Consider the following 17,356-nt stretch of genomic DNA (forward strand, 5'->3'; position numbering starts at 1 on the left):
AGCGTTGAAGCTGCTGAAGCGCTGAGGCTGCTGGAGCCGCTGCGCACGGGTCGGCGCCACCGAGGCGGGCGAAGCGGCTCGCGACCGCGCGAAGCGGTCTTGAAGGACCATGCCTGCACGGGTCCCGTCGTCACGGTTGGGTCATGCGGGCTGTCGAGAGTGGCGGCAGCTCATTGCAGGACCGCTCCCATGACGATCACGACGCCGCCCGCCGGCTTGCCGGCCTTGTCGACCAACGCCGGCGCCATCGAACTCGACCGGCTGCGGCGCGCGCCGACGACGCCCACGTCGCCGGTCTCTCCGGGCGCTTCGCAGGGCGGCGCGACGCCGCCGCGCCGGATGTCGTCCGAACTCGGCGGCCTGAACGCACGGCGCAACTCCGACCCCGGACCCTCGCGGAGCACCGATGCGGCGCTCGCGCCGCGGCGGCCGCTCGAGCAACTGCGCCGTCCGGCGGCGTCCAGCGGAGACGCCACGCCGACCACGACGCCGTCGACGCGCCCGGCGTCCCCAATCCCGACGCCCACGGTGCCGGCTGTCACCGTTCCGACCACCGCTGTCCCAACCACCGCTGTCCCAACCACCGCTGTCCCAACCGTCACGGTTCCGACCGTTACAGTGCCGACCGTTACAGTGCCGACGATCACAGCGGTGCCGACGACTGTGGCGCCGACGACCGTAGCGCCGACCACAGTGGCACCCACGGCCGTGGCCCCCACCACGACGGGGCCGGCAACCGCCGCGGCGACCAGTCATGGCCACGCGCCGCGCGAGGCCGGCGCCTTGTCGTTCTTCCTGGCGCAGAACGTGCGCCACGCGGTGCCGGTGGCGGCCGTGCGGACGGTGGTGCAGGGCGTCATCGCGCCCGAGCTCGCGCGCGCCGTGGTCTCGCACCCGGACGTGGCGCTGGCGGCGCAGACCGCGTTGACGGCCTACTCGCTGGGTCGCCGCGTCGTCTCGCAGATCCACAGCGAAAGCAGCGCGCAGGTCGCCAACCAGGCGTTCAGCGGCGACGTGGCGCAGCGGGACAACCACCTGCCGCGCCGTCTGTGGCAAGGCGTGCAGTCGGCTGGCATCGCCGGCGGCGACTTCGCCGCGCTCGCGCTGACGATCGCCTCGCGCAGCCACCCGGCGCTGGCGGGCGTGGCGCAGTCCGCCGCCGCGATCCAGGTGATCTCGCATCTGCAGGCGCAGTTCCGGGAGGCGCTCCGTCCCGCGATCAACACGGTGCACGTCGGCAACGGCGACCGCAACGTCGCGCAGCCGCCCGAGGGGCGCAACCTGCGTCCCGCCGATGTCACGGGGATGATGCGCGGGACCTTCGGTGCCGCCGCGGCGGCCATCGACATGGGTGCGCAACTGCTGATCCAGCACCAGCTGGGCGGCCAGCCCGCCTGGCAGGCCGCGCGCGGCCTGGCCGTGCGCGCCGGCGCCATCGCCGGCGCGGCCAACATGCTGACGTCGTCCGTGGAGGACCACCTGGTCGACACCGCCTCGGCGCGCCGGATGCAGCAGACCGATCCGTCCCACGTGCGCCATCTGCATGTCGACTTGCGCAACCCGTTCACCCGCAATGAACTGGGCCGTCAGGCGGAACGCGCCGATGCGCGCGTCTTCAACACGATGGTACCGGGCCTCATCGCGCTGGGCGTCGTGCAGGCCTTGCAGTCGACGCTGACACAGCCCGGCGTCAGCGCCGACCAGCGGCAGGCCGCACAGGCCGGCGTGCACGCGCTGGTCGCCGGTCTGGTGGGCGGCACGCTGCTCGCGCTGACGGTCGCGTCGTATCAGCTCAACGACACGGTGCGCAGCCGCAATGCCGCGCAGCGGACCGCGGCGCAACGCGCGCAGCCCTGATCGCCGGCGCCTTCGCTCCGCCTCTTTCTCCCTCTCCCGCTTGCGGGAGAGGGAAGGGTGAGGGCCGGCGGCCACGGCAGTCCGCGGCGGCGCCCCTTGGTTCACACGTCGAGGCGGTAACCCACGCCGTACACCGTCTGGATCCGCGGCACCGGCATGCCGTCCATGGTGCGCGAGCGCGACCGCGGGCCGCCGGGGTTCAGCTTGAGCCGCAGCTTGTACACGTGCTGCTCCAGCGTCCGCTTGCCGATGTCGCTGGAGCGGCCCCAGATCTCGGTCGACAGCGTGTGCGTGCTGACCACGCGGCCGAGGTTCTCGAACAGCGTCCATGCCAGCGCGAATTCACGCGCCGTCAGGCTGACCTCGCGCACGCCGGTGGACAGGCTCTGCGTCGGCGCGTGCAGCGCATACGGTCCCGCGCGCAGCGACGTGGCGCGCACGCCGTCGATGCGCGTCTGGATGCGCGCGCGCAGCCGATGGATCAGCGGGCCGGCACCGTCCGAGATGACCGCGTAGTCATCGGCGCCCCGCTGCAGCGCGCGTGAGATGCCCACCGAGTCGCCCAGTCCGAGCACGACGATCGGCACGCCGCGTCCCGCATGCAGGCGCAACGCGGCCAGCCAGCCGTCGATGTGGGTGTCGTGGTCCTCCAGCAGCACCGCGTCCGCGCCTGGCGTGCGCAACGCCGAGATCAACGAGCTCAGGTGGGTGTGGGGGTGGGGTCGTAGCCGGCATCGCGCAGCGCGGCTGCGGCGAAGTGTTCCAGCGAACGGGAAGGGCAGAGGGTGGCGACTTTCACGTGGACCTTGAAAACCGGGGGACGGACGCACTGTCGCCAACGCCGGCATTTCATGTCCTTTACGGAACATTCATTTTCATTTATGCCCCCTCGTTCAGGGGGTGAAAGCGGTTTCAGGCACGCCAGCCAAAGTCGTGATCCGACGAACGTAGTCTTCGGTTTCGGGGAAGGGAGGGACGCGCTGGCCGAAGCGCTGGACGGCGCCTTCGCCGGCGTTGTAGGCGGCCAGGATCAGGTCCACGCGGCCGTCGTAGCGGTCATGCAGCGCGCGCAGATGGCGCACGCCGATGTCGACGTTCACGCGCGGATCGAGCAGGTCGGCGCGCGTGTACACCCCGTAACGCGCGGCGGTCGCCGGCATCAGCTGCATCAGGCCCATCGCGCCCTTGGGCGAGCGGGCGTCGGCGCGATAACGCGACTCGACGAAGATCAGCGCCGACACCAGTGCCGGATCCAGCCGATGGCGATTGCTGGCGGTGCGCACCATCGCGGCCATCTCGGGCGGCATCGGCCGTGTGGCCTCGCGGAGGAAGGACGTCAGGTCCGGCGCCGCGCCGCCCGGGCCCTGGATGAGACGGGCGGCGAAGCCGACCCAGGGTGGCGTGTCGTCCACCGCGCCGGGGCGCAGCGGTGCGACGGCGACGCGCACCACGGTGCAGTCTTCCGCGAGGCCGGGATGGCGTTCGCGGGGATCTTCGATGAGCAGGCGCGTGCTGCCGTCGATCAGCGTGCAGCGATAACGGCTCACCTGTTCCACGGGCCGTTCGTTCGCGGTGCTGAAACTGGCGGCGCTGGCCACGCTGGTTGCGCCGATCGATTGCGCCATCGCGCCCGCCGCGTGGACGACGAGGGTCGTCACGGCGAACGTGCGGAGGAAGGAAACGAACGAACGATCGTTCATGTGGCGCTCCATCGATGACTGCGAGGGCGCGACGCTAGGTCTTGATGGAAAGGGAAGTGCCTCGCGACGCGAAGCGCGCGACGACCGAACGAATCCCACTCTTCAGAGGTAGTTGTCCTGATCCAACGCCGGGCTCGGCATCAAGACCGAGGCAGTGAGACGGTGATTGGGGGCGGCAGGGCGCGGGGTCTTGGCGCTTGACGCCAAGACCCCGCGCCCTGGCGGCCAACGCCCGGGCTTCTGCAGGCGGCATTGGCCGCCCGCCTTCGCATGGCGCGCATCGCCTTCGCATGGTCCCGTTGCTGCCCGGCGTCCGGTCCCTATGTTCCGCTCCATCTCATCCACGGAGCCCTGCCATGACCACTCCCATTGCCGCCAACGCCCCGTCCACGCCTGCCGCCGCCACCGGGCCGACGGACATGCAGCAGATGGAATCGATGATGGCGCAGCGAATGATGATGAACATGCAGCAGGGTCAGCAGGCGATGAGCAAGTCCATGACCAAGGTGTCGGACCAGATCAAGGCGTCCATGCAGGACGACGAGTAAGCCGATCGACATCCCGCACTGTGAACTTCATGTCCCGTCGTCTTCGTTCCCCGGGCCGCGCGATGCGGGTCGGCCGCCTGCCGGTCGCGCTGATGCTGTGCGCCGCGGCGCCGCTCAGCTGGTCGGCGCGTGTCGGTGAATCCGCCCCGTCGCCGTCGTCGACATCGGGCGCCAGTGCCGCCGCCGGATCCAGCGTGAGTCCGATCGCCGCGCCCCTGGCCGCGCCGCCGGCCAGGACCTTGACGCAGACGACACCGACGTCGACGTCGACGCCGACCGGATCGGCGACATCGCCGACGTCGTCGACGCCACCGGCCGCCGCGCCGGCGGCGAAGGTCGTCAGGTCGGACCGGGTGCCGACGAAGAACGTCTCGCGCCAGTGGCGCAGCCCGCGTTTCGTCTACAAGGCCGAAGGCAAGCGCGTGAACGAGGTGCTGCTCGACTTCGCCGCAAGCCAGGGCCTGCCCGCGGTGCTCGCCGAAGGCATCGACGGCATGGTGCAGGCCAACTTCGACACCACGCCCGACAAGTTCCTCGACTCGATGAACCGGGCCTACGGCGTCATCTGGTACCACGACGGCACCGCGCTGTACTTCTACCCGGCGGGTGCCGTGCAGAGCCGGCTCTTCCGGCTCAAGGGCTTCCGTCGCGAGCAGGTCACCGACCTGCTGGATTCGCTGCAGCTCGGTGACGCGCGTTTCCCGCTGCGCTTCAACGCGGCCGAAAGCACGCTGCTGGTCTACGGCCCGCCGCGTCACGTCGAACTGATCGCCGCGGCGGTCGAGTCGCTCGACGTCGGCGCGATGGAACGCAACCGCAAGTCGGTGCGCGTGGTGCCGCTGCGCTTCGCTTCCGCCGGCGACCGCGTCTTCGGACAGACCCGCATCCGCGGCGTCGCCTCGGTGCTCACCTCGCTCTACAGCGGCACCACCAGCGGCGCGCAGGGGGACGAGGACACGCCGGCGTCGGCGGCCGAGATCCATCCGGGCAAGCTCACCGCGCTGCAAGGCGTGATGGGCCGCGACACGCGGCTCGCCGACATCGTCGCGCGCAAGCCGTCGCAGGTCACGGCCGGCCAGTCGGCCAAGCCCGGGTCGGGGGCCGCGCCGCAAGGCAGCGCCCGCGGCCTGCAGAGCCCCGTCGACGACGACGCGCCGCCGATCTTCCAGGCCGACGAGGGCACCAACACCGTGATCATCCACGGCCGCCCGCAGCGCATGGACGAGTACGTCGAGCTGATCCGCCGCCTGGACGTGCAGCCGGTGCTGGTCGAGCTCGAGGCCACCATCATCGACGTCAGCAGCGACAGCATCGACTCGCTGGGCATCGACTGGAGCGTGCGCGGCAGCAAGGGCAGCTTCGGCGTCACGCAGCCGCCGGGCAGCAATCCCGGCACCTTCACGCTGAGCACGCTGTGGTCCAACGCCGGCCGCGAGCTGATGGCGCGCATCGACGCGCTCAGCGCGCGCGGCAAGGCCCGCGTGATCGCCAAGCCGAAGGTGCTGGGCGTGGCCAACCGGCCCGCGGTCATGCGCGAGAAGCGCGTCGTCACCGTCAAGGTCGCCGGCAACCTCGAGGCCAACCTCTTCCAGGTCGAGGCCGGCACGCTGCTGCAGGTCACGCCGCAGATCACCTCGGTGCCCGACAACGGCGGCGTGTCGCGCCGCATCAAGCTGTCGCTCTACATCGAGGACGGCAGCTTCGAGGACCGCGTCGTCGACACGGTGCCCATCGTCAAGCGCACCGAGATCATGACCGAGGCCCATGTGGGCGAAGGCGAGAGCCTGCTCATCGGCGGCATCACCACGACCAGCCAGTCCTCGCAGCGCGACGAGGTGCCGGTGCTCGGCCGCGTGCCGCTGCTCGGCGGGCTGTTCCGACATACCAACGAGAGCGCCGGGCAGACCGAACGTCTGTTCCTGATCTCGCCGCGGATCATCCGCGAGCCGACCTTCCCGGCGGGGCCGTATGGCGCCGCGACGTCGGGCGCGGTGGCGATGACGGCGGACGGCCGCGGGCCGCAAGCCCCGTCGGCATCGGGCTCGTCGCCGGGTTCGCCATTGCCGGCGCAGGCGCCATCGCAACCGGCGTTGAACGGGCCATCCCGCGCACCGTCGCCGCCGACCGATTCCTTCCTGCAGGGCAGCGGCGGCGGCTGAGCCGCGACGCCCCTGTCGATCCACCACGAAGCGACAAAGAAGTTCGGGATTCGCAAACCATGAAGCAGCTTCGCATCCTCACAGGCTTGCATGCCGGGGTCCAGCTACGGTTGACCCGTCGGCAGTACCGCATCGCCAGCGATGAGGACGCCGACCTCCAGATCAGCGACTGGGCCCACGCTCCGCTGATTTTGACGTTCGAGGAAGAAGGCTCCGACGTGTCTCCCGCGCTCCACCTCATCGCCGACGACGGAACGCCCGCGAATCCGCAGGGCCTGCTGGAGGACTTCCTGCCCCGGCGCTTCGGCGACATCGTGCTGTGCGCCGGTCCCGATGCCGCGGCCTGGCCCAGCGACATGGCGCTGATGGACGCGTTGATGCGGCCCGTCGCGAAGATCAAGGCCACCGCCGCCGCGGTGACCGACGCCGCGCCCCGGACGAAGGCAGCACTCGGCCTGAAGCTGAGCGCGCTGGTCGCCGCCGCGGCCCTGATCGCGGGGCTCGCGTCGGTCCTCAGCACGCAGACCGCGGCCTCGACCGCGCCGCCGGTCAGCCCGATGGAGCAGGTCCTCGTGGCGCTGCGCCAGGCCGGCGTCGAGGGCCTCACGGTGCGCCGCGTCGACCGCCGCCTCGTCGTCGAGGGCCTGCTGCCCGGCAGCGCCGAGATGGCCCGCGCGCGCGCCGCGCTGCAGCCGTTCGGCGAGGGCCAGCTCCTGCACCGCTACGCCTCGGCCGGCGACATCGTCCGCCAGATCGGCGACGCGCTGAACCGGCCCGGCGTGCGCGTCGTCCACCGCGGGCAGGGCGTCTTCGCCGTCGAAGGCCAGGCGCTCGATCCCGCCGAACTGCAGGACGAGGTCCGCCGCATCGCCGCCGACATCGGCCCGCTGGTGCGCCGCATCGACGTCGCCGTCGAGCAGACGCTCCCCACCGCGCGCGTGCGCGTCGGCTCGATGCTGGCCGGCGACGACGGCCTGCAGTACGTGCAGACGGCCGACGGCACCAAGCACCTTTCGCTCCGGACTCCCGTGGACGACGGCACCGCCGCCGCCGGGGATCCGTCTTCCTCATCCCCCACCGGAGAACCGTGATGGACAACCCCTTGGAACAGACCGTGTTCGCGGATCTCGCGCACATCGAGAAGACCCTGACCGACGACCTCAGCGGTGAGCGCACCCGCGCGATGCTGAGCTACTTCGACCAGGTCGCGCAGAGCACCGAGGCGCACATGCAGACCCCGCTGCCCGATGCCGAGCGCCAGCTGAGCTCGCAGCTGATCGAGGGCTTCCGCGCCTCGCAGCGCATCGTGCGTCACGTGTGGGAAACCATCCACACCGCGTCGCTGCCGGCCTGACCGCACAAGGAGCTCCCGTATGTCCGCGTTGCCCATTGATGCCTCGACGTCCGACGCCGCCGGCGCGACCGCCAGCTACCCGCTGGTCTACCGCAACCTCATGGCGGTGGGGCTGCTGGGCGCGGTGTACCGCGCCCGCGACGACGCCGCGGTGGTGAGCGCGGCGGTGGAGCTGACGATGGCCGATCCGTCGCCGTTCCGCATCTGCCGTGCCATCGCGCACAGCATCGGCGGCGACGCCGAGTACGCGTCGGCCACGCTCGTGCAGCACGTCGAGGACCACCCGCAGGACGAGGGCGCGAAGGTGGCGCTGGCCACGGCCTTCCTGCTGGCGCGCGATGCGCGCTGGAAGGGCGTGCTCGACGAGGTGCTGGCGACGAGCGCCGACCACAACGTGCGACAGGCCGCGAACGGCGTGCTCGAGTACGCCGCCACGCTGCAGTGACACATCCCCATTGACGTCGACCGGCTCGCAGGACGCGAGGCGGTCGATCCCAGGATCCGATGGGACGAAGGGTTCGTCCCACGGGCAAACGGTGCCTCGTGCACTTTCATTCCGGAAGCGAGCTTCCGGATTCAACAGGAGAGAAACCATGGCAAACAACGTGAGCACCCAAGGCGCTGGTTCGTCGGCTGACATGAACCAGATGATGGGCGAAATGCGCGCCCAGAACGCCGAGCAGATGAAGAACAACCTGGAAATGGGCCGCATGAGCCAACAGGCTTCCATGTCGGAAGCGCTGGGCAAGAAGTTCAAGGCTTCCGGCGACAGCGTCAAAGGCCTGGTCTGACGCCGCGGCGGCCGCTTCGGGCCTGTCCCGGTCCGTCGCGGCCGCTCCGTGCCCCGCAAGGAGAACCCCATGTCCGCAACCTTCCCGGGAGCGCCCCTGGTTCAGTCCCAGTCGGCCGAAGCCTCCGCGTCGTCGCGGATGTTCATGGACGAGCTCAAGGCTCAAAGCAAGCAGACCATCGCCAACAACCTGGAGATGGGCCGCATGAGCCAGCAGGCCGCCATGTCGGAAGCGCTGGGCAAGAAGTTCAAGGCCGGCGGCGATAGCGTCAAGGGACTGGTGTGACCCGCGCTGCGCGCACGACGCGTCACCGCATCCAACCTCTGTCGGAGCGACATACATGAGCATTCAACAACTGCTGCAATCGCCGCTGAACATGCTGCAAGGGGCACAGAGCCCCTGGCCGGCATCCAGCAGGCGCTGCAAGGACTTCAACAAGGTCTGCAAGGCCTGACCCAGCTGCTGCGGCCGCTGGAGCAGCTGATGCAGAACCCGATCCAGGCCGCGATGAGCGGCGCCGGGCAGGCCATCGGCCAGGCCATCGGTCAACTGGGTCAAGCACAGAATTCGCCGCTGGGCGGCCTGGGCCAAGCCCTGGGCGGCATCGGCCAGAGCCTGGGCGGCCTGGGTCAGGCGCTCGGCGGCCTGACGCAAGGCCTGAACGCGCTGCAGGGCGGCCAGGGCGGCCCGCTCGCCGGCGCGCTGGGCGCACTCGGCGGCCTGTCGCAGGGCCTCAACGGACTGAACCAGGCCCTCGGCGGTCTGGGCCAGGCCGCGAACGGTCTGGGCGGTCTGGGTGGGCAGGGCGCTGGCGCCCAGCAGCTGCTGGGCGGCCTGAGCCAGGCCATCGGCGGCCTGGGCAATGCGCTGGGCGCGGCCGGCTCGCTGGTCGGCGCCGGTGCCGGCGGCGGCGCAGCCCCGCTGGGCGGATCGATCAGCCCGCAGGGCGAGACCGGTCCGATGGACGGCAATCGTGCGGAACGCGCGCTGTTCAAGGCCATGTCGGACTCCGGCATGAAGATGATCAGCGGCAAGGAACTGGACGACGCCGCCAACGGCATCTGCCCCAAGGGCATGCGTCCCCAGGACTTCACGCCTGAGTTCCAGCAGGCCGCGAAGTTCCTGCGCAGCGAAGCCGGCGAGAAGAAGATGGGCGAGCTGGACACGGCGGACCGTGACAACGCGCTCGGCAAGATGGGTCTGGCCCTGAAGCACAAGGGCGGTGACGACAAGATCGGCATCGGCGACCTGACCGCTTCCATCCAGAAGCAGGGTCTGAACGCCGACCAGCACTCGACGATCTCGACGTTGAAGAACAACTTCGACGCGCTGTCCAAGGACGGCAAGACCTTCGACCTGGACACGATGAAGGACGTCGCCCAGGGCAAGCAGATGCCCAACGGCATCCTGCCGTCGTTCGAGCTGCAACAGGCCGCCCAGAAGTTCGTGAACGACACCGCGCTCAACAAGGGCACGGACGTCGCGCTGCAGACCTCTCAAGGCAAGTTCGACCAGCAGGGCGACAACAAGTACAGCATGGCTGACCTGGAAAAGACCCTCAAGCGCGGCTAACCCACGGCCGCCGGGGCCCCGACTGGGGCGCGGCGCGTCGTTGCAGATCCTCGCCATAGCGCTGCTATGGCTCCGGTCTGCGCCTAGCGCCGCATCCCCAGTCGGGGCCCCGTCAGCCATGGGTTGCTGAGCATCCTTCAACTCCGAGCCCCAATGCTTTCCTGAGACCGGCCGTGCTGGACACAGCCATGGAGCAGACATGATCGATTCCTCGTTGCAACGCAAAGATTTCGTCTCCGGCCTGGTCGGCCTGGTGAGCCTGGCGGTGGACCGCGAGCTGCTGGACGACGCCGAGACGCTGCTGGGCGCCGTGCGCCTGCTGCGCCCCAAGGTGTCCCAGCTGGACTTCTTCGAGGCCTGGATCGCGATGAAACGCGGTCACTGGGCCGACGCGATGCGCACGCTGCGCAACCTCGACGCCACCGCACCGGAATGGTCGACGGCGAAGGCTTTCCTCGCCTACTGCCAGTTCGCCACGGGCGACGCCGGATGGCGCGCGACCGCCGAGGACGTGCTGCACACCTCCACCAACACCGAGGCGCTGGACATGGTGCGCTCGCTGCTGCATCCGGAAGAGGACGCCGCGGCTTCGGAGGGCGCCGACGACGAGTCCGGCTCGACCACGCCGCCGGCGCTGACGATCGACCTCTCGCAGATGGCCTACATGCGGGCCTGAGGAGCAGCCATGACCGATCCCATCCAAGCCATTTCCGCTCACGAGATGATCCGGCAGGCGGCGACGCCGACGCCCGACCTCCAGGCGCAGACGCAGAAATTCGAGCAGCTGATGGCGCGCGAGCCGCAGCCCGATCCGGCGGCGGCACATGCGAACGCGATCGGCCATACGGACTCGACGATGACCAAGACGCTGCACACGCTGGACGACGCGTCGCGCCAGGTGACCTCGGACATGCAGCGCTACGTCGCCGACGCCCCCACATGAACCTGCAGGAGCTGACCGCGCGCTCGATGGAGCTGAACCTGCAGGTGGCCACGCAGGGCCTGCAGTTCTCGGCTTGCACCTCGGTCGCGCAGAGCAGCAAGAACGGCCTGCAGACGCTGATGAAGAACCAGTGACATGAGCGCCCATCCTCTTGCAGATCCGCGCGCGCATGCGGGCGGCCGGTCGCGGGCCTCCTGGCACGTGCTGTACATGCTGGCACTGGTGCTGCTGATCACGCTGCTGGCCGGATGCAAGACCGACCTCTACACCAAGCGCACCGAGGCGGAGGCCAACGACATGGTCGCGGCGCTGCTGCAGCGCGGCGTGGAGGCGGAGAAGAAAAGCGGCGACGGGGGCAAGACCTGGAACGTGGCCGTCGACGAGCAGGAGGTGGTGAACGCGCTGGACATCCTGCGCGCCAACGGCCTGCCGTCGGACAAGTACGTGTCGCTGGGCGACATGTTCAAGAAGGAAGGGCTGATCTCCACGCCGACGGAGGAGCGGGTGCGCTTCATCCACGGCGTGTCGCAGGAGCTCTCCAGCACGCTGTCCAAGATCGACGGCGTGATCGTGGCCAAGGTGCACATCGTGCTGCCCAACAACGACCCGATGGCGACGACGGTGAAGCCGTCCAGCGCCTCGGTGTTCGTCAAGTACCGGCCGGAGATCGACGTGCCGCAGCTGGCGCCGTCCATCAAGAGCATGGTGGCGCGCAGCGTGGAAGGCCTCACCTACGAGAACGTGACCGTGACGCTGGTGCCGGGCGCGATGCTGCCGACCTCGCCGCGGCACGCGGTGGCCGACGCGACCTGGGCCTGGGTCGCCGGCGGGCTGCTGGCGGTGCTGCTGCTGGCCGGCGGCGCGATCGGCGTGATCGCCTGGAAGAAGCCCGGTTTGCTGCCGCAGGCGCTGTCCCGACGGCTCGCGCCGGGGGCGGCCGCGGTGCCGGTGGCCGAAGCCGGCGCATGACGATGGCCGCGCCCGATCAGCTCGCCGCCTGGGCCGTCAGCTTCGACGGCAAGCTGCGCGGGCTGGTCGACGACCTGGACGCGAGCTGGCAGGACGAGTTGCTCGGCCCGTGGCGCTTCCTGGAGGCGCTGCCGCCCGAGAACGCCGCGGCGCTGTGGCCTCGGCTGTGGCGCGACCGCATGGCGCCGGAAGGCGGCCTGCCCGCGCTGGGGCGCTTCGCCGACCCGCTGCCGCGGCTCGGCCTGCTGCCGCGCGGCGAACTGCTGCAGCGGCTGTGCACGCTGGCGCTGGCGCGCCGTCCCGGCGTGCTGCGCTGCTGCATCGACCGCGCCGTGCGCGCGCCCTTGCAACGCGCTCTCGGCGACAACTTCGCGCCGCTGGTGGCGATGAGCGCGCGCGGCCGGCCGGTCGAGGCCGAGCAGGCCGCATGGACACCGGTGCAATGGGCCTGCGTCGGCTTCTCGGACTGGTCCGCGGCGCTGACCCCGGACGATGGCCCGGTGCGGCAGATGGTGCGCTGGTCGCTGCCGCGCGCGGCGGTGGATGAGGTGCTGGCCGCCACGCCGGTCGCGGCGGAACGGAACGTGGCCGTGTCGATCGCGGCCCTGGCGGAAGCCGAGGTGGAGTGGCCATGCTGATCTGGTGGAAGACATCGACGCACGCCGACGACGGCGTTGCCGCGGGCGCGCCGCACGGCATCCTGCGCGCCGGCGAGGTGACGCTGCTGCGGCACGAGGACGAGATCCGCCAGACGGCGACCGCCCGTGCCGAGGCGCTGCTCGCGCAGGCGCAGGCGGAAGCGGAACGCATCGTGGCCGACGCGCAGGCGCGGGCCGAGGCGCTGCTGCGGGACGCGCAGGCCCAGATCGACGCCGCCTGCGAGGCGGGCCACGCGGAGGGCGAACGCCAGGCTGCGCTCGCGTGGCACGAGCGTCAGGCCGGCCGCGCGGTCGACCAGGCCGATGCCGTGCGCGGTCTGCATGAACGCATGGCCGAGGTCGTGACGAGCGCCGTGGAGCGCATCGTGCAGACCGAAGGCCGCGCCGCCCTGTACCAGCGCGCGCTGCGCAGCGTGCAGGCGCTGTCGCGCTCGGCGACGGCGCTGACGCTGAAGGTCAGCAGCGCCGACTTCGACGCCGCGCGCGACGGCATCGCCGCCGTGCCCGAACTTCAATCGGCCGGACTGTCCGTCGAGGTCATCGTCGATCCGGCGCTGCCCGCCGGCAGCTGCCTCTTCGAATCCGACATGGGGGTCGTCGACGCCAGCCTGAAGACGCAGCTCGACGCGCTGCGGTCCGCGATGTCGCGCGCCGTGAAGCGCGCGGTCGCCGAGAGCTGACCGGGCGTTGATCGTCGCTCATCCCCGGCGCATTCCCCCTGCTCATTCCCCCGGCTCATTCCGAGTTCATCCCCCGTGCTTCCTGCAGAGACCGCCCCCGCGATGAACGCTCCTGACCGCCTCGCACCGCTGAACCTGGACGATCTGGGTCGCTGGATGGAGCTCGAGCTCGCCGGCGCCGAGACGATGAACCGCACCGGCAAGGTCGTGGAGGTGATCGGCACGCTGGTGCGCGCGAGCGGCCTGTCGGCCAAGCTCGGCGAGATGTGCCACCTGCTCGACGCCAACGGCGGACTGCTGCAGGTGGCGGAGGTGATCGGGTTCTCCAACGGCCAGACCATCCTGTCGCCGTTCGGCTCCATCCTGGGCGTGGCGGCGGGCCAGACGCAGGTCGTCGGGCTCGGCGAGATCCAGAGCATCGCCGTCGGCGACGAGCTGCTGGGGCGCGTGATCGACAGCCTCGGGCAGCCGGTGGACGGCGGTCCGCCCATCGTCTGCGAGGAACGGCGACCGGTCTTCGCGATGCCGCCCAGTCCGATGGACCGGGAGATGATCGAGCATCCGCTGCCGACCGGCGTGAAGATCATCGACGGGATGATCACGCTGGGCGAGGGCCAGCGGATGGGCATCTTCGCGCCGGCGGGCGTCGGCAAGAGTACCTTGATGGGCATGCTCGCGCGCGGCACGCAGTGCGACATCAGCGTCATCGCGCTCATCGGCGAACGCGGCCGCGAGGTGCGCGAGTTCATCGAGATCATCATGGGCAAGGAGGGGATGGCCCGCTCGGTGGTGGTGTGCGCGACCTCGGACCGCTCCTCGATCGAGCGCGCCAAGGCGGCGCATGTCGCGACGGCGGTCGCCGAGTACTTCCGCGACCGCGGGCTGCGGGTGCTGCTGATGATGGACTCGCTGACCCGCTTCGCCCGCGCGCAGCGCGAGATCGGCCTGGCGGCGGGCGAGTCGCCGGCGCGGCGCGGTTATCCGCCGTCGGTGTTTGCGGAGATCCCGCGGCTGCTGGAGCGCACCGGCATGGGCGCGAAGGGCTCGATCACCGCGCTCTACACGGTGCTGGCCGAGGACGACAGCGGCAGCGACCCGATCGCCGAGGAGGTGCGAGGCATCCTGGACGGCCACTTGATCCTGTCGCGCAAGATCGCGGCGCGCAACCAGTACCCGGCGATCGACGTGCTGGGCAGCCTGAGCCGGGTGATGTCGCAGATCGTGCCCAAGGATCATCAGGCCGCCAACGGCGGGCTGCGCAAGCTGATGGCCAAGTACGACGAGATGGAGCTGCTGATCCAGATGGGCGAGTACAAGCCCGGCAACGATCCCTTCGCCGACGAGGCGGTGCGCAAGCACGCCGCGATCCGCGAGTTCCTGAACCAGGCCACCTCGGACCTGCGGCCGATCGAGCAGACGGTGGCTGAGCTGCAGGCGCTGGTGAACGGCTGATGAAGGACCTGCGTTCGCTCAAGCTGCTGCTGTGGGCCAAGCGCCGCCGGCTCGAACCCCTGGAGCAGCAGGTCAAGGCCGAGTCCGCGCAGCGCGACGCCGCGCTGGCGGCCCACCAGGCGGCGCAGGCGCGCCATCAGGGCTGCGTGGCCGACGAGGAGGCCTGCGCGGCCAAGATCGACGGGCTGGCCACGTCGGTGTCCTTCAATCCCCAGGATGCGGTCACGCTGACCTACGTCCGCGAAGGGTTGCAGGAACTGGTCCGGCAGGCCGAGGCGGGCGTGCAGGCGGCCGTGGCGCAGGTGACCCAGGCCGAGGCCAGGCTGGTGGCCGCCAGACAGGCGCTGCAGCGGGCCGAGCAGCAGATCGAGCAGCTCGAGGAACGGCGCCGCAAGCGGCTCGTCGAGATCGACCAGGAAGCCGAGGACACGCAGGACGAAGAGAGCGAGGAGGCCGCGGTCGCGCGCCGCGTCGCACAGCGGCGCGCGGCCGAAGCGGCGGCCGCCGCGCAGAGGGCGGAGGCCGGCGCATGAACGAGATGTTCAACACCTTCGCGGGCGTGATCGGTTTCGGCACGACGCTGCAGGACGGCGTGATGCTGCTGGCGGTGTGCCTGCTGCGCGTCTACGCGGTGTTCCTGGTGCTGCCGGCGACCACGGACCAGGTGCTGCAGGGGCCGATCCGCAACGGCGTGTGCATCTGCCTGGCGCTGTTCATCGCCTGGGGCCAGCCGGCGGGGCTGGTGCACGGCATGGACATGGTCCAGCTGGTGGCCACGATCGCCAAGGAGGCGCTGATCGGCGTGGTGCTGGGCTTCGCCGCGTCGACGGTGTTCTGGGTGGCGGAGGGGGTCGGCGTGCTGATCGACAACCAGGCCGGCTACAACAACGTGCAACAGACCAACCCGCTCAGCGGCGAGCAGAGCACGCCGGTGGGTAACCTGCTGTCGCAGCTGGCGATCAGCGGCTTCTACCTGCTGGGCGGGATGCTGATGCTCACGGGCATCCTGTTCGACTCCTTCCACTGGTGGCCGATCGGCAGCCTGTCGCCGGCGTGGTCCACGATCCTGGAGGACTTCGTCCGCGTGCAGACGGGGCACTACCTGGAGCTGATGGTCAAGATCGCCGCGCCGGCGCTGCTGGTGCTGATGCTGATCGACCTGGGTTTCGGCATCCTGTCGAAGACGGCGGAGAAGCTCGAGCCCAACAACCTAGCGCAGCCGGTGAAGGGCGCCGTCGCGATCGCGATGTTGTCGCTGCTGGTGGCGGTGTTCTTCGAGCAGGTGAGGCCGGCGCTGTCGATGCAGAGCCTGTCGGCGGAGCTGGCGCAGTGGGCGAGAAAGGCCGATGCGGCGAAGGCGGGTCCACCCGCGGCCTTGGTGCCGGCTGCGGCGGTGGCCGTCGACCCTGCATCGGCACCGGTGCCGGCATCCGCCCCGCGACTCAACCCGTGAGCTGACTCTCGCGCGTCCGGTCAATGCATGACCCGGATCAGCGCGGCGTTGACCGCCGCGCCGCCGATCGTCAGCCAGCCGGACAGCGCGAGTCCGAGTACCAGCGGCTTGACGCCCGCCTGCCGGAGGGCGCCCGCGCGAGTCGAGATCCCGAGCGCCGCCATCGCGGTGGCCAGGAGCATCGTGTCGGCGGTGTTGAGCAACGGTCGCGCCGCGCCCGGCACGACGCCGAGCGAATTGAGGAGCACGACCGCCACGAAGCCGAGTGCGAACCACGGGACCATGTCGCGGGTCAGGGGAGGGTGCCTGTCGTGCCCGGCGTGTCCGGAGCGCATGCCGCGCTGATCGCGTGACCGCCAAGCGGCCAGGCCGAGCAGGAAGGGCGCGAGCATCATCACGCGGACCATCTTGGTGATGACTGCCGTGTCCGCGGCGGCGTCCCCGATGCTGCCGCCGATGGCGACGACCTGGGCGACCTCATGGACGGTCGATCCGATGAAGACGCCGAAATGCGCGGGGCTCGCGAGTGCCCATCCGGCAGAGGCGAACGCCGCGTGCATCGGCGGGTAGACGAAGATCGCGATCGTTCCGAAGACGACCACCGTGGCGACCGCGACCGTGACCTGCTCGGCGCGGGCGCGGACCACCGGCTCGGCGGCCACCACCGCGGCGGCGCCGCAGATCGCGCTGCCGATGCCGACCAGCATCGAGGTCTTCTCATCCAGACCCAGCCAGCGGCGACCCAGCCAGCAGGCGATGAGGAAGGTCGAGCCCAGCATCGCCGCGTCGACAAGGACGCCCGTCACACCCACCTGGCCGATGTCCTGGACCGTGAGGCGCAAGCCGTAGAGCACGACGCCGAGACGGAGCAGCCGCTTCTTCGCGAGATCGATGCCGGGCCCGGCCAGCGCATGACCTGACCCCGGCATCAGGTTGCCGACGATCATTCCCAGCACGATGGCCATCGTGAGCGCGCTGAAACCATGGTGCTGGCTCCACGGCAGGCTGCCGAGCAGCATCGAGGCACCGGCAACCGCGATCGAGGTCGCGAGGCCCGGCAGCAGCGGCAACGGCGGTGGCGGAGCGGAGAGGCGGGCCAGCGGACGCAGCGGCCGGCTGGCCGATGCCGGATGGACGGGCGAGGCCTCATCTGCTGGTGGACAAGGGGGAGGCTGGCGGTCATGGCGAGGGCGGAGGCTTATCTGGCCGTCAGATTACG

At 70.4% G+C, this 17,356-nt stretch carries 22 protein-coding genes; 18 read left to right on the forward strand and 4 right to left on the reverse strand.

Annotated features, from left to right (window positions below):
• Positions 1–170 precede the first annotated feature (170 nt).
• Positions 171–542: a hypothetical protein gene (locus ACQ859_RS17820; protein WP_431262041.1), complete on the reverse strand. Its 372-nt coding sequence runs from the start codon at positions 540–542 to the stop codon at positions 171–173.
• Positions 543–708: 166 nt separating this feature from the next.
• Between ACQ859_RS17820 and ACQ859_RS17825 the strand changes: the two genes are divergently transcribed.
• A complete protein-coding gene (locus ACQ859_RS17825; protein ID WP_431262042.1) occupies positions 709–1,857 on the forward strand; it encodes a hypothetical protein in 1,149 nt (382 codons plus the stop codon).
• A gap of 101 nt (positions 1,858–1,958) precedes the next feature.
• Here ACQ859_RS17825 and ACQ859_RS17830 read toward each other — a convergent pair whose 3' ends face one another.
• Both ACQ859_RS17830 and ACQ859_RS17835 read right to left on the reverse strand, forming a co-directional pair.
• Entirely contained in the window at positions 1,959–2,552 is a 594-nt protein-coding gene (locus tag ACQ859_RS17830) for a winged helix-turn-helix domain-containing protein (protein ID WP_431262043.1), read from the reverse strand.
• Between the two features lie 198 nt (positions 2,553–2,750).
• Positions 2,751–3,557: a lytic transglycosylase domain-containing protein gene (locus ACQ859_RS17835; RefSeq protein WP_431262044.1), complete on the reverse strand. Its 807-nt coding sequence runs from the start codon at positions 3,555–3,557 to the stop codon at positions 2,751–2,753.
• Between the two features lie 356 nt (positions 3,558–3,913).
• Between ACQ859_RS17835 and ACQ859_RS17840 the strand changes: the two genes are divergently transcribed.
• The 17 genes from ACQ859_RS17840 (at position 3,914) to sctT (ending at position 16,137) form a co-directional block, all read left to right on the forward strand.
• Positions 3,914–4,105 (forward strand): hypothetical protein, encoded by a 192-nt coding sequence (locus ACQ859_RS17840; RefSeq protein WP_431257371.1) that lies wholly within the window; start codon positions 3,914–3,916, stop codon positions 4,103–4,105.
• A 29-nt stretch (positions 4,106–4,134) separates the two neighbouring features.
• Entirely contained in the window at positions 4,135–6,264 is a 2,130-nt protein-coding gene (gene sctC / locus ACQ859_RS17845; protein WP_431262045.1) for a type III secretion system outer membrane ring subunit SctC, read from the forward strand.
• A gap of 59 nt (positions 6,265–6,323) precedes the next feature.
• Positions 6,324–7,355 carry a hypothetical protein gene (locus ACQ859_RS17850; RefSeq protein ID WP_431262046.1) on the forward strand — a complete coding sequence of 344 codons (1,032 nt, stop codon included), beginning with the start codon at positions 6,324–6,326 and terminating at the stop codon, positions 7,353–7,355.
• Entirely contained in the window at positions 7,355–7,618 is a 264-nt protein-coding gene (locus tag ACQ859_RS17855) for a hypothetical protein (protein WP_431257368.1), read from the forward strand. Before ACQ859_RS17850 ends, ACQ859_RS17855 begins: the two co-directional genes overlap by 1 nt.
• Before the next feature lie 19 nt (positions 7,619–7,637).
• A complete protein-coding gene (locus tag ACQ859_RS17860; RefSeq protein WP_331613473.1) occupies positions 7,638–8,063 on the forward strand; it encodes a hypothetical protein in 426 nt (141 codons plus the stop codon).
• Between the two features lie 148 nt (positions 8,064–8,211).
• A complete protein-coding gene (locus tag ACQ859_RS17865; protein ID WP_331613472.1) occupies positions 8,212–8,409 on the forward strand; it encodes a hypothetical protein in 198 nt (65 codons plus the stop codon).
• Positions 8,410–8,478: 69 nt separating this feature from the next.
• Positions 8,479–8,694 carry a hypothetical protein gene (locus ACQ859_RS17870; protein ID WP_088404090.1) on the forward strand — a complete coding sequence of 72 codons (216 nt, stop codon included), beginning with the start codon at positions 8,479–8,481 and terminating at the stop codon, positions 8,692–8,694.
• 198 nt (positions 8,695–8,892) lie between these two features.
• Positions 8,893–9,981: a hypothetical protein gene (locus ACQ859_RS17875; RefSeq protein ID WP_431262047.1), complete on the forward strand. Its 1,089-nt coding sequence runs from the start codon at positions 8,893–8,895 to the stop codon at positions 9,979–9,981.
• Positions 9,982–10,180: 199 nt separating this feature from the next.
• A complete protein-coding gene (locus ACQ859_RS17880) occupies positions 10,181–10,657 on the forward strand; it encodes an HrpB1 family type III secretion system apparatus protein (RefSeq protein WP_431262048.1) in 477 nt (158 codons plus the stop codon).
• Between the two features lie 9 nt (positions 10,658–10,666).
• A complete protein-coding gene (locus ACQ859_RS17885) occupies positions 10,667–10,924 on the forward strand; it encodes a hypothetical protein (RefSeq protein ID WP_431262049.1) in 258 nt (85 codons plus the stop codon).
• Complete coding sequence (locus ACQ859_RS17890; RefSeq protein ID WP_431262050.1) at positions 10,921–11,058, forward strand: hypothetical protein; 138 nt, start codon at positions 10,921–10,923, stop codon at positions 11,056–11,058. Before ACQ859_RS17885 ends, ACQ859_RS17890 begins: the two co-directional genes overlap by 4 nt.
• Position 11,059: 1 nt before the next feature.
• Entirely contained in the window at positions 11,060–11,893 is an 834-nt protein-coding gene (sctJ, locus tag ACQ859_RS17895; protein WP_431257364.1) for a type III secretion system inner membrane ring lipoprotein SctJ, read from the forward strand.
• Positions 11,890–12,531: a type III secretion protein HrpB4 gene (locus tag ACQ859_RS17900; RefSeq protein ID WP_431262051.1), complete on the forward strand. Its 642-nt coding sequence runs from the start codon at positions 11,890–11,892 to the stop codon at positions 12,529–12,531. The genes sctJ and ACQ859_RS17900 overlap by 4 nt, the downstream gene beginning before the upstream one ends.
• Entirely contained in the window at positions 12,525–13,232 is a 708-nt protein-coding gene (gene sctL, locus ACQ859_RS17905) for a type III secretion system stator protein SctL (protein ID WP_431262052.1), read from the forward strand. Before ACQ859_RS17900 ends, sctL begins: the two co-directional genes overlap by 7 nt.
• A 102-nt stretch (positions 13,233–13,334) precedes the next feature.
• Entirely contained in the window at positions 13,335–14,684 is a 1,350-nt protein-coding gene (sctN, locus tag ACQ859_RS17910) for a type III secretion system ATPase SctN (RefSeq protein WP_431262053.1), read from the forward strand.
• Entirely contained in the window at positions 14,684–15,217 is a 534-nt protein-coding gene (locus tag ACQ859_RS17915) for a hypothetical protein (RefSeq protein ID WP_431262054.1), read from the forward strand. The genes sctN and ACQ859_RS17915 overlap by 1 nt, the downstream gene beginning before the upstream one ends.
• The gene (sctT, locus tag ACQ859_RS17920) at positions 15,214–16,137 is read left to right on the forward strand and encodes a type III secretion system export apparatus subunit SctT (RefSeq protein WP_431262055.1); all 924 of its coding nucleotides are present in this window, start codon (positions 15,214–15,216) and stop codon (positions 16,135–16,137) included. The genes ACQ859_RS17915 and sctT overlap by 4 nt, the downstream gene beginning before the upstream one ends.
• A 20-nt stretch (positions 16,138–16,157) precedes the next feature.
• On the opposite strand, the gene ACQ859_RS17925 is transcribed toward sctT, so the two are convergent.
• Positions 16,158–17,207 carry a YeiH family protein gene (locus ACQ859_RS17925; RefSeq protein WP_431262056.1) on the reverse strand — a complete coding sequence of 350 codons (1,050 nt, stop codon included), beginning with the start codon at positions 17,205–17,207 and terminating at the stop codon, positions 16,158–16,160.
• Positions 17,208–17,356: the final 149 nt, after the last annotated feature.

Origin of the sequence: Roseateles chitinivorans, assembly GCF_050632235.1 — a bacterium.
GTDB lineage: Bacteria > Pseudomonadota > Gammaproteobacteria > Burkholderiales > Burkholderiaceae_C > Roseateles > Roseateles chitinivorans_A.

Excerpts from the sequence above, each read along its gene's own strand:
- ACQ859_RS17835 (WP_431262044.1), bottom strand. The coding sequence starts at position 3,557 with ATGAACGATCGTTCGTTCGTTTCCTTCCTCCGCACGTTCGCCGTGACG.
- ACQ859_RS17840 (WP_431257371.1), top strand. The coding sequence starts at position 3,914 with ATGACCACTCCCATTGCCGCCAACGCCCCGTCCACGCCTGCCGCCGCC.
- sctC (WP_431262045.1), top strand. The coding sequence starts at position 4,135 with ATGTCCCGTCGTCTTCGTTCCCCGGGCCGCGCGATGCGGGTCGGCCGC.
- ACQ859_RS17850 (WP_431262046.1), top strand. The coding sequence starts at position 6,324 with ATGAAGCAGCTTCGCATCCTCACAGGCTTGCATGCCGGGGTCCAGCTA.
- ACQ859_RS17855 (WP_431257368.1), top strand. The coding sequence starts at position 7,355 with ATGGACAACCCCTTGGAACAGACCGTGTTCGCGGATCTCGCGCACATC.
- ACQ859_RS17860 (WP_331613473.1), top strand. The coding sequence starts at position 7,638 with ATGTCCGCGTTGCCCATTGATGCCTCGACGTCCGACGCCGCCGGCGCG.
- ACQ859_RS17865 (WP_331613472.1), top strand. The coding sequence starts at position 8,212 with ATGGCAAACAACGTGAGCACCCAAGGCGCTGGTTCGTCGGCTGACATG.
- ACQ859_RS17870 (WP_088404090.1), top strand. The coding sequence starts at position 8,479 with ATGTCCGCAACCTTCCCGGGAGCGCCCCTGGTTCAGTCCCAGTCGGCC.
- ACQ859_RS17875 (WP_431262047.1), top strand. The coding sequence starts at position 8,893 with ATGCAGAACCCGATCCAGGCCGCGATGAGCGGCGCCGGGCAGGCCATC.
- ACQ859_RS17880 (WP_431262048.1), top strand. The coding sequence starts at position 10,181 with ATGATCGATTCCTCGTTGCAACGCAAAGATTTCGTCTCCGGCCTGGTC.
- ACQ859_RS17885 (WP_431262049.1), top strand. The coding sequence starts at position 10,667 with ATGACCGATCCCATCCAAGCCATTTCCGCTCACGAGATGATCCGGCAG.
- ACQ859_RS17890 (WP_431262050.1), top strand. The coding sequence starts at position 10,921 with ATGAACCTGCAGGAGCTGACCGCGCGCTCGATGGAGCTGAACCTGCAG.
- sctJ (WP_431257364.1), top strand. The coding sequence starts at position 11,060 with ATGAGCGCCCATCCTCTTGCAGATCCGCGCGCGCATGCGGGCGGCCGG.
- ACQ859_RS17900 (WP_431262051.1), top strand. The coding sequence starts at position 11,890 with ATGACGATGGCCGCGCCCGATCAGCTCGCCGCCTGGGCCGTCAGCTTC.
- sctL (WP_431262052.1), top strand. The coding sequence starts at position 12,525 with ATGCTGATCTGGTGGAAGACATCGACGCACGCCGACGACGGCGTTGCC.
- sctN (WP_431262053.1), top strand. The coding sequence starts at position 13,335 with ATGAACGCTCCTGACCGCCTCGCACCGCTGAACCTGGACGATCTGGGT.
- ACQ859_RS17915 (WP_431262054.1), top strand. The coding sequence starts at position 14,684 with ATGAAGGACCTGCGTTCGCTCAAGCTGCTGCTGTGGGCCAAGCGCCGC.
- sctT (WP_431262055.1), top strand. The coding sequence starts at position 15,214 with ATGAACGAGATGTTCAACACCTTCGCGGGCGTGATCGGTTTCGGCACG.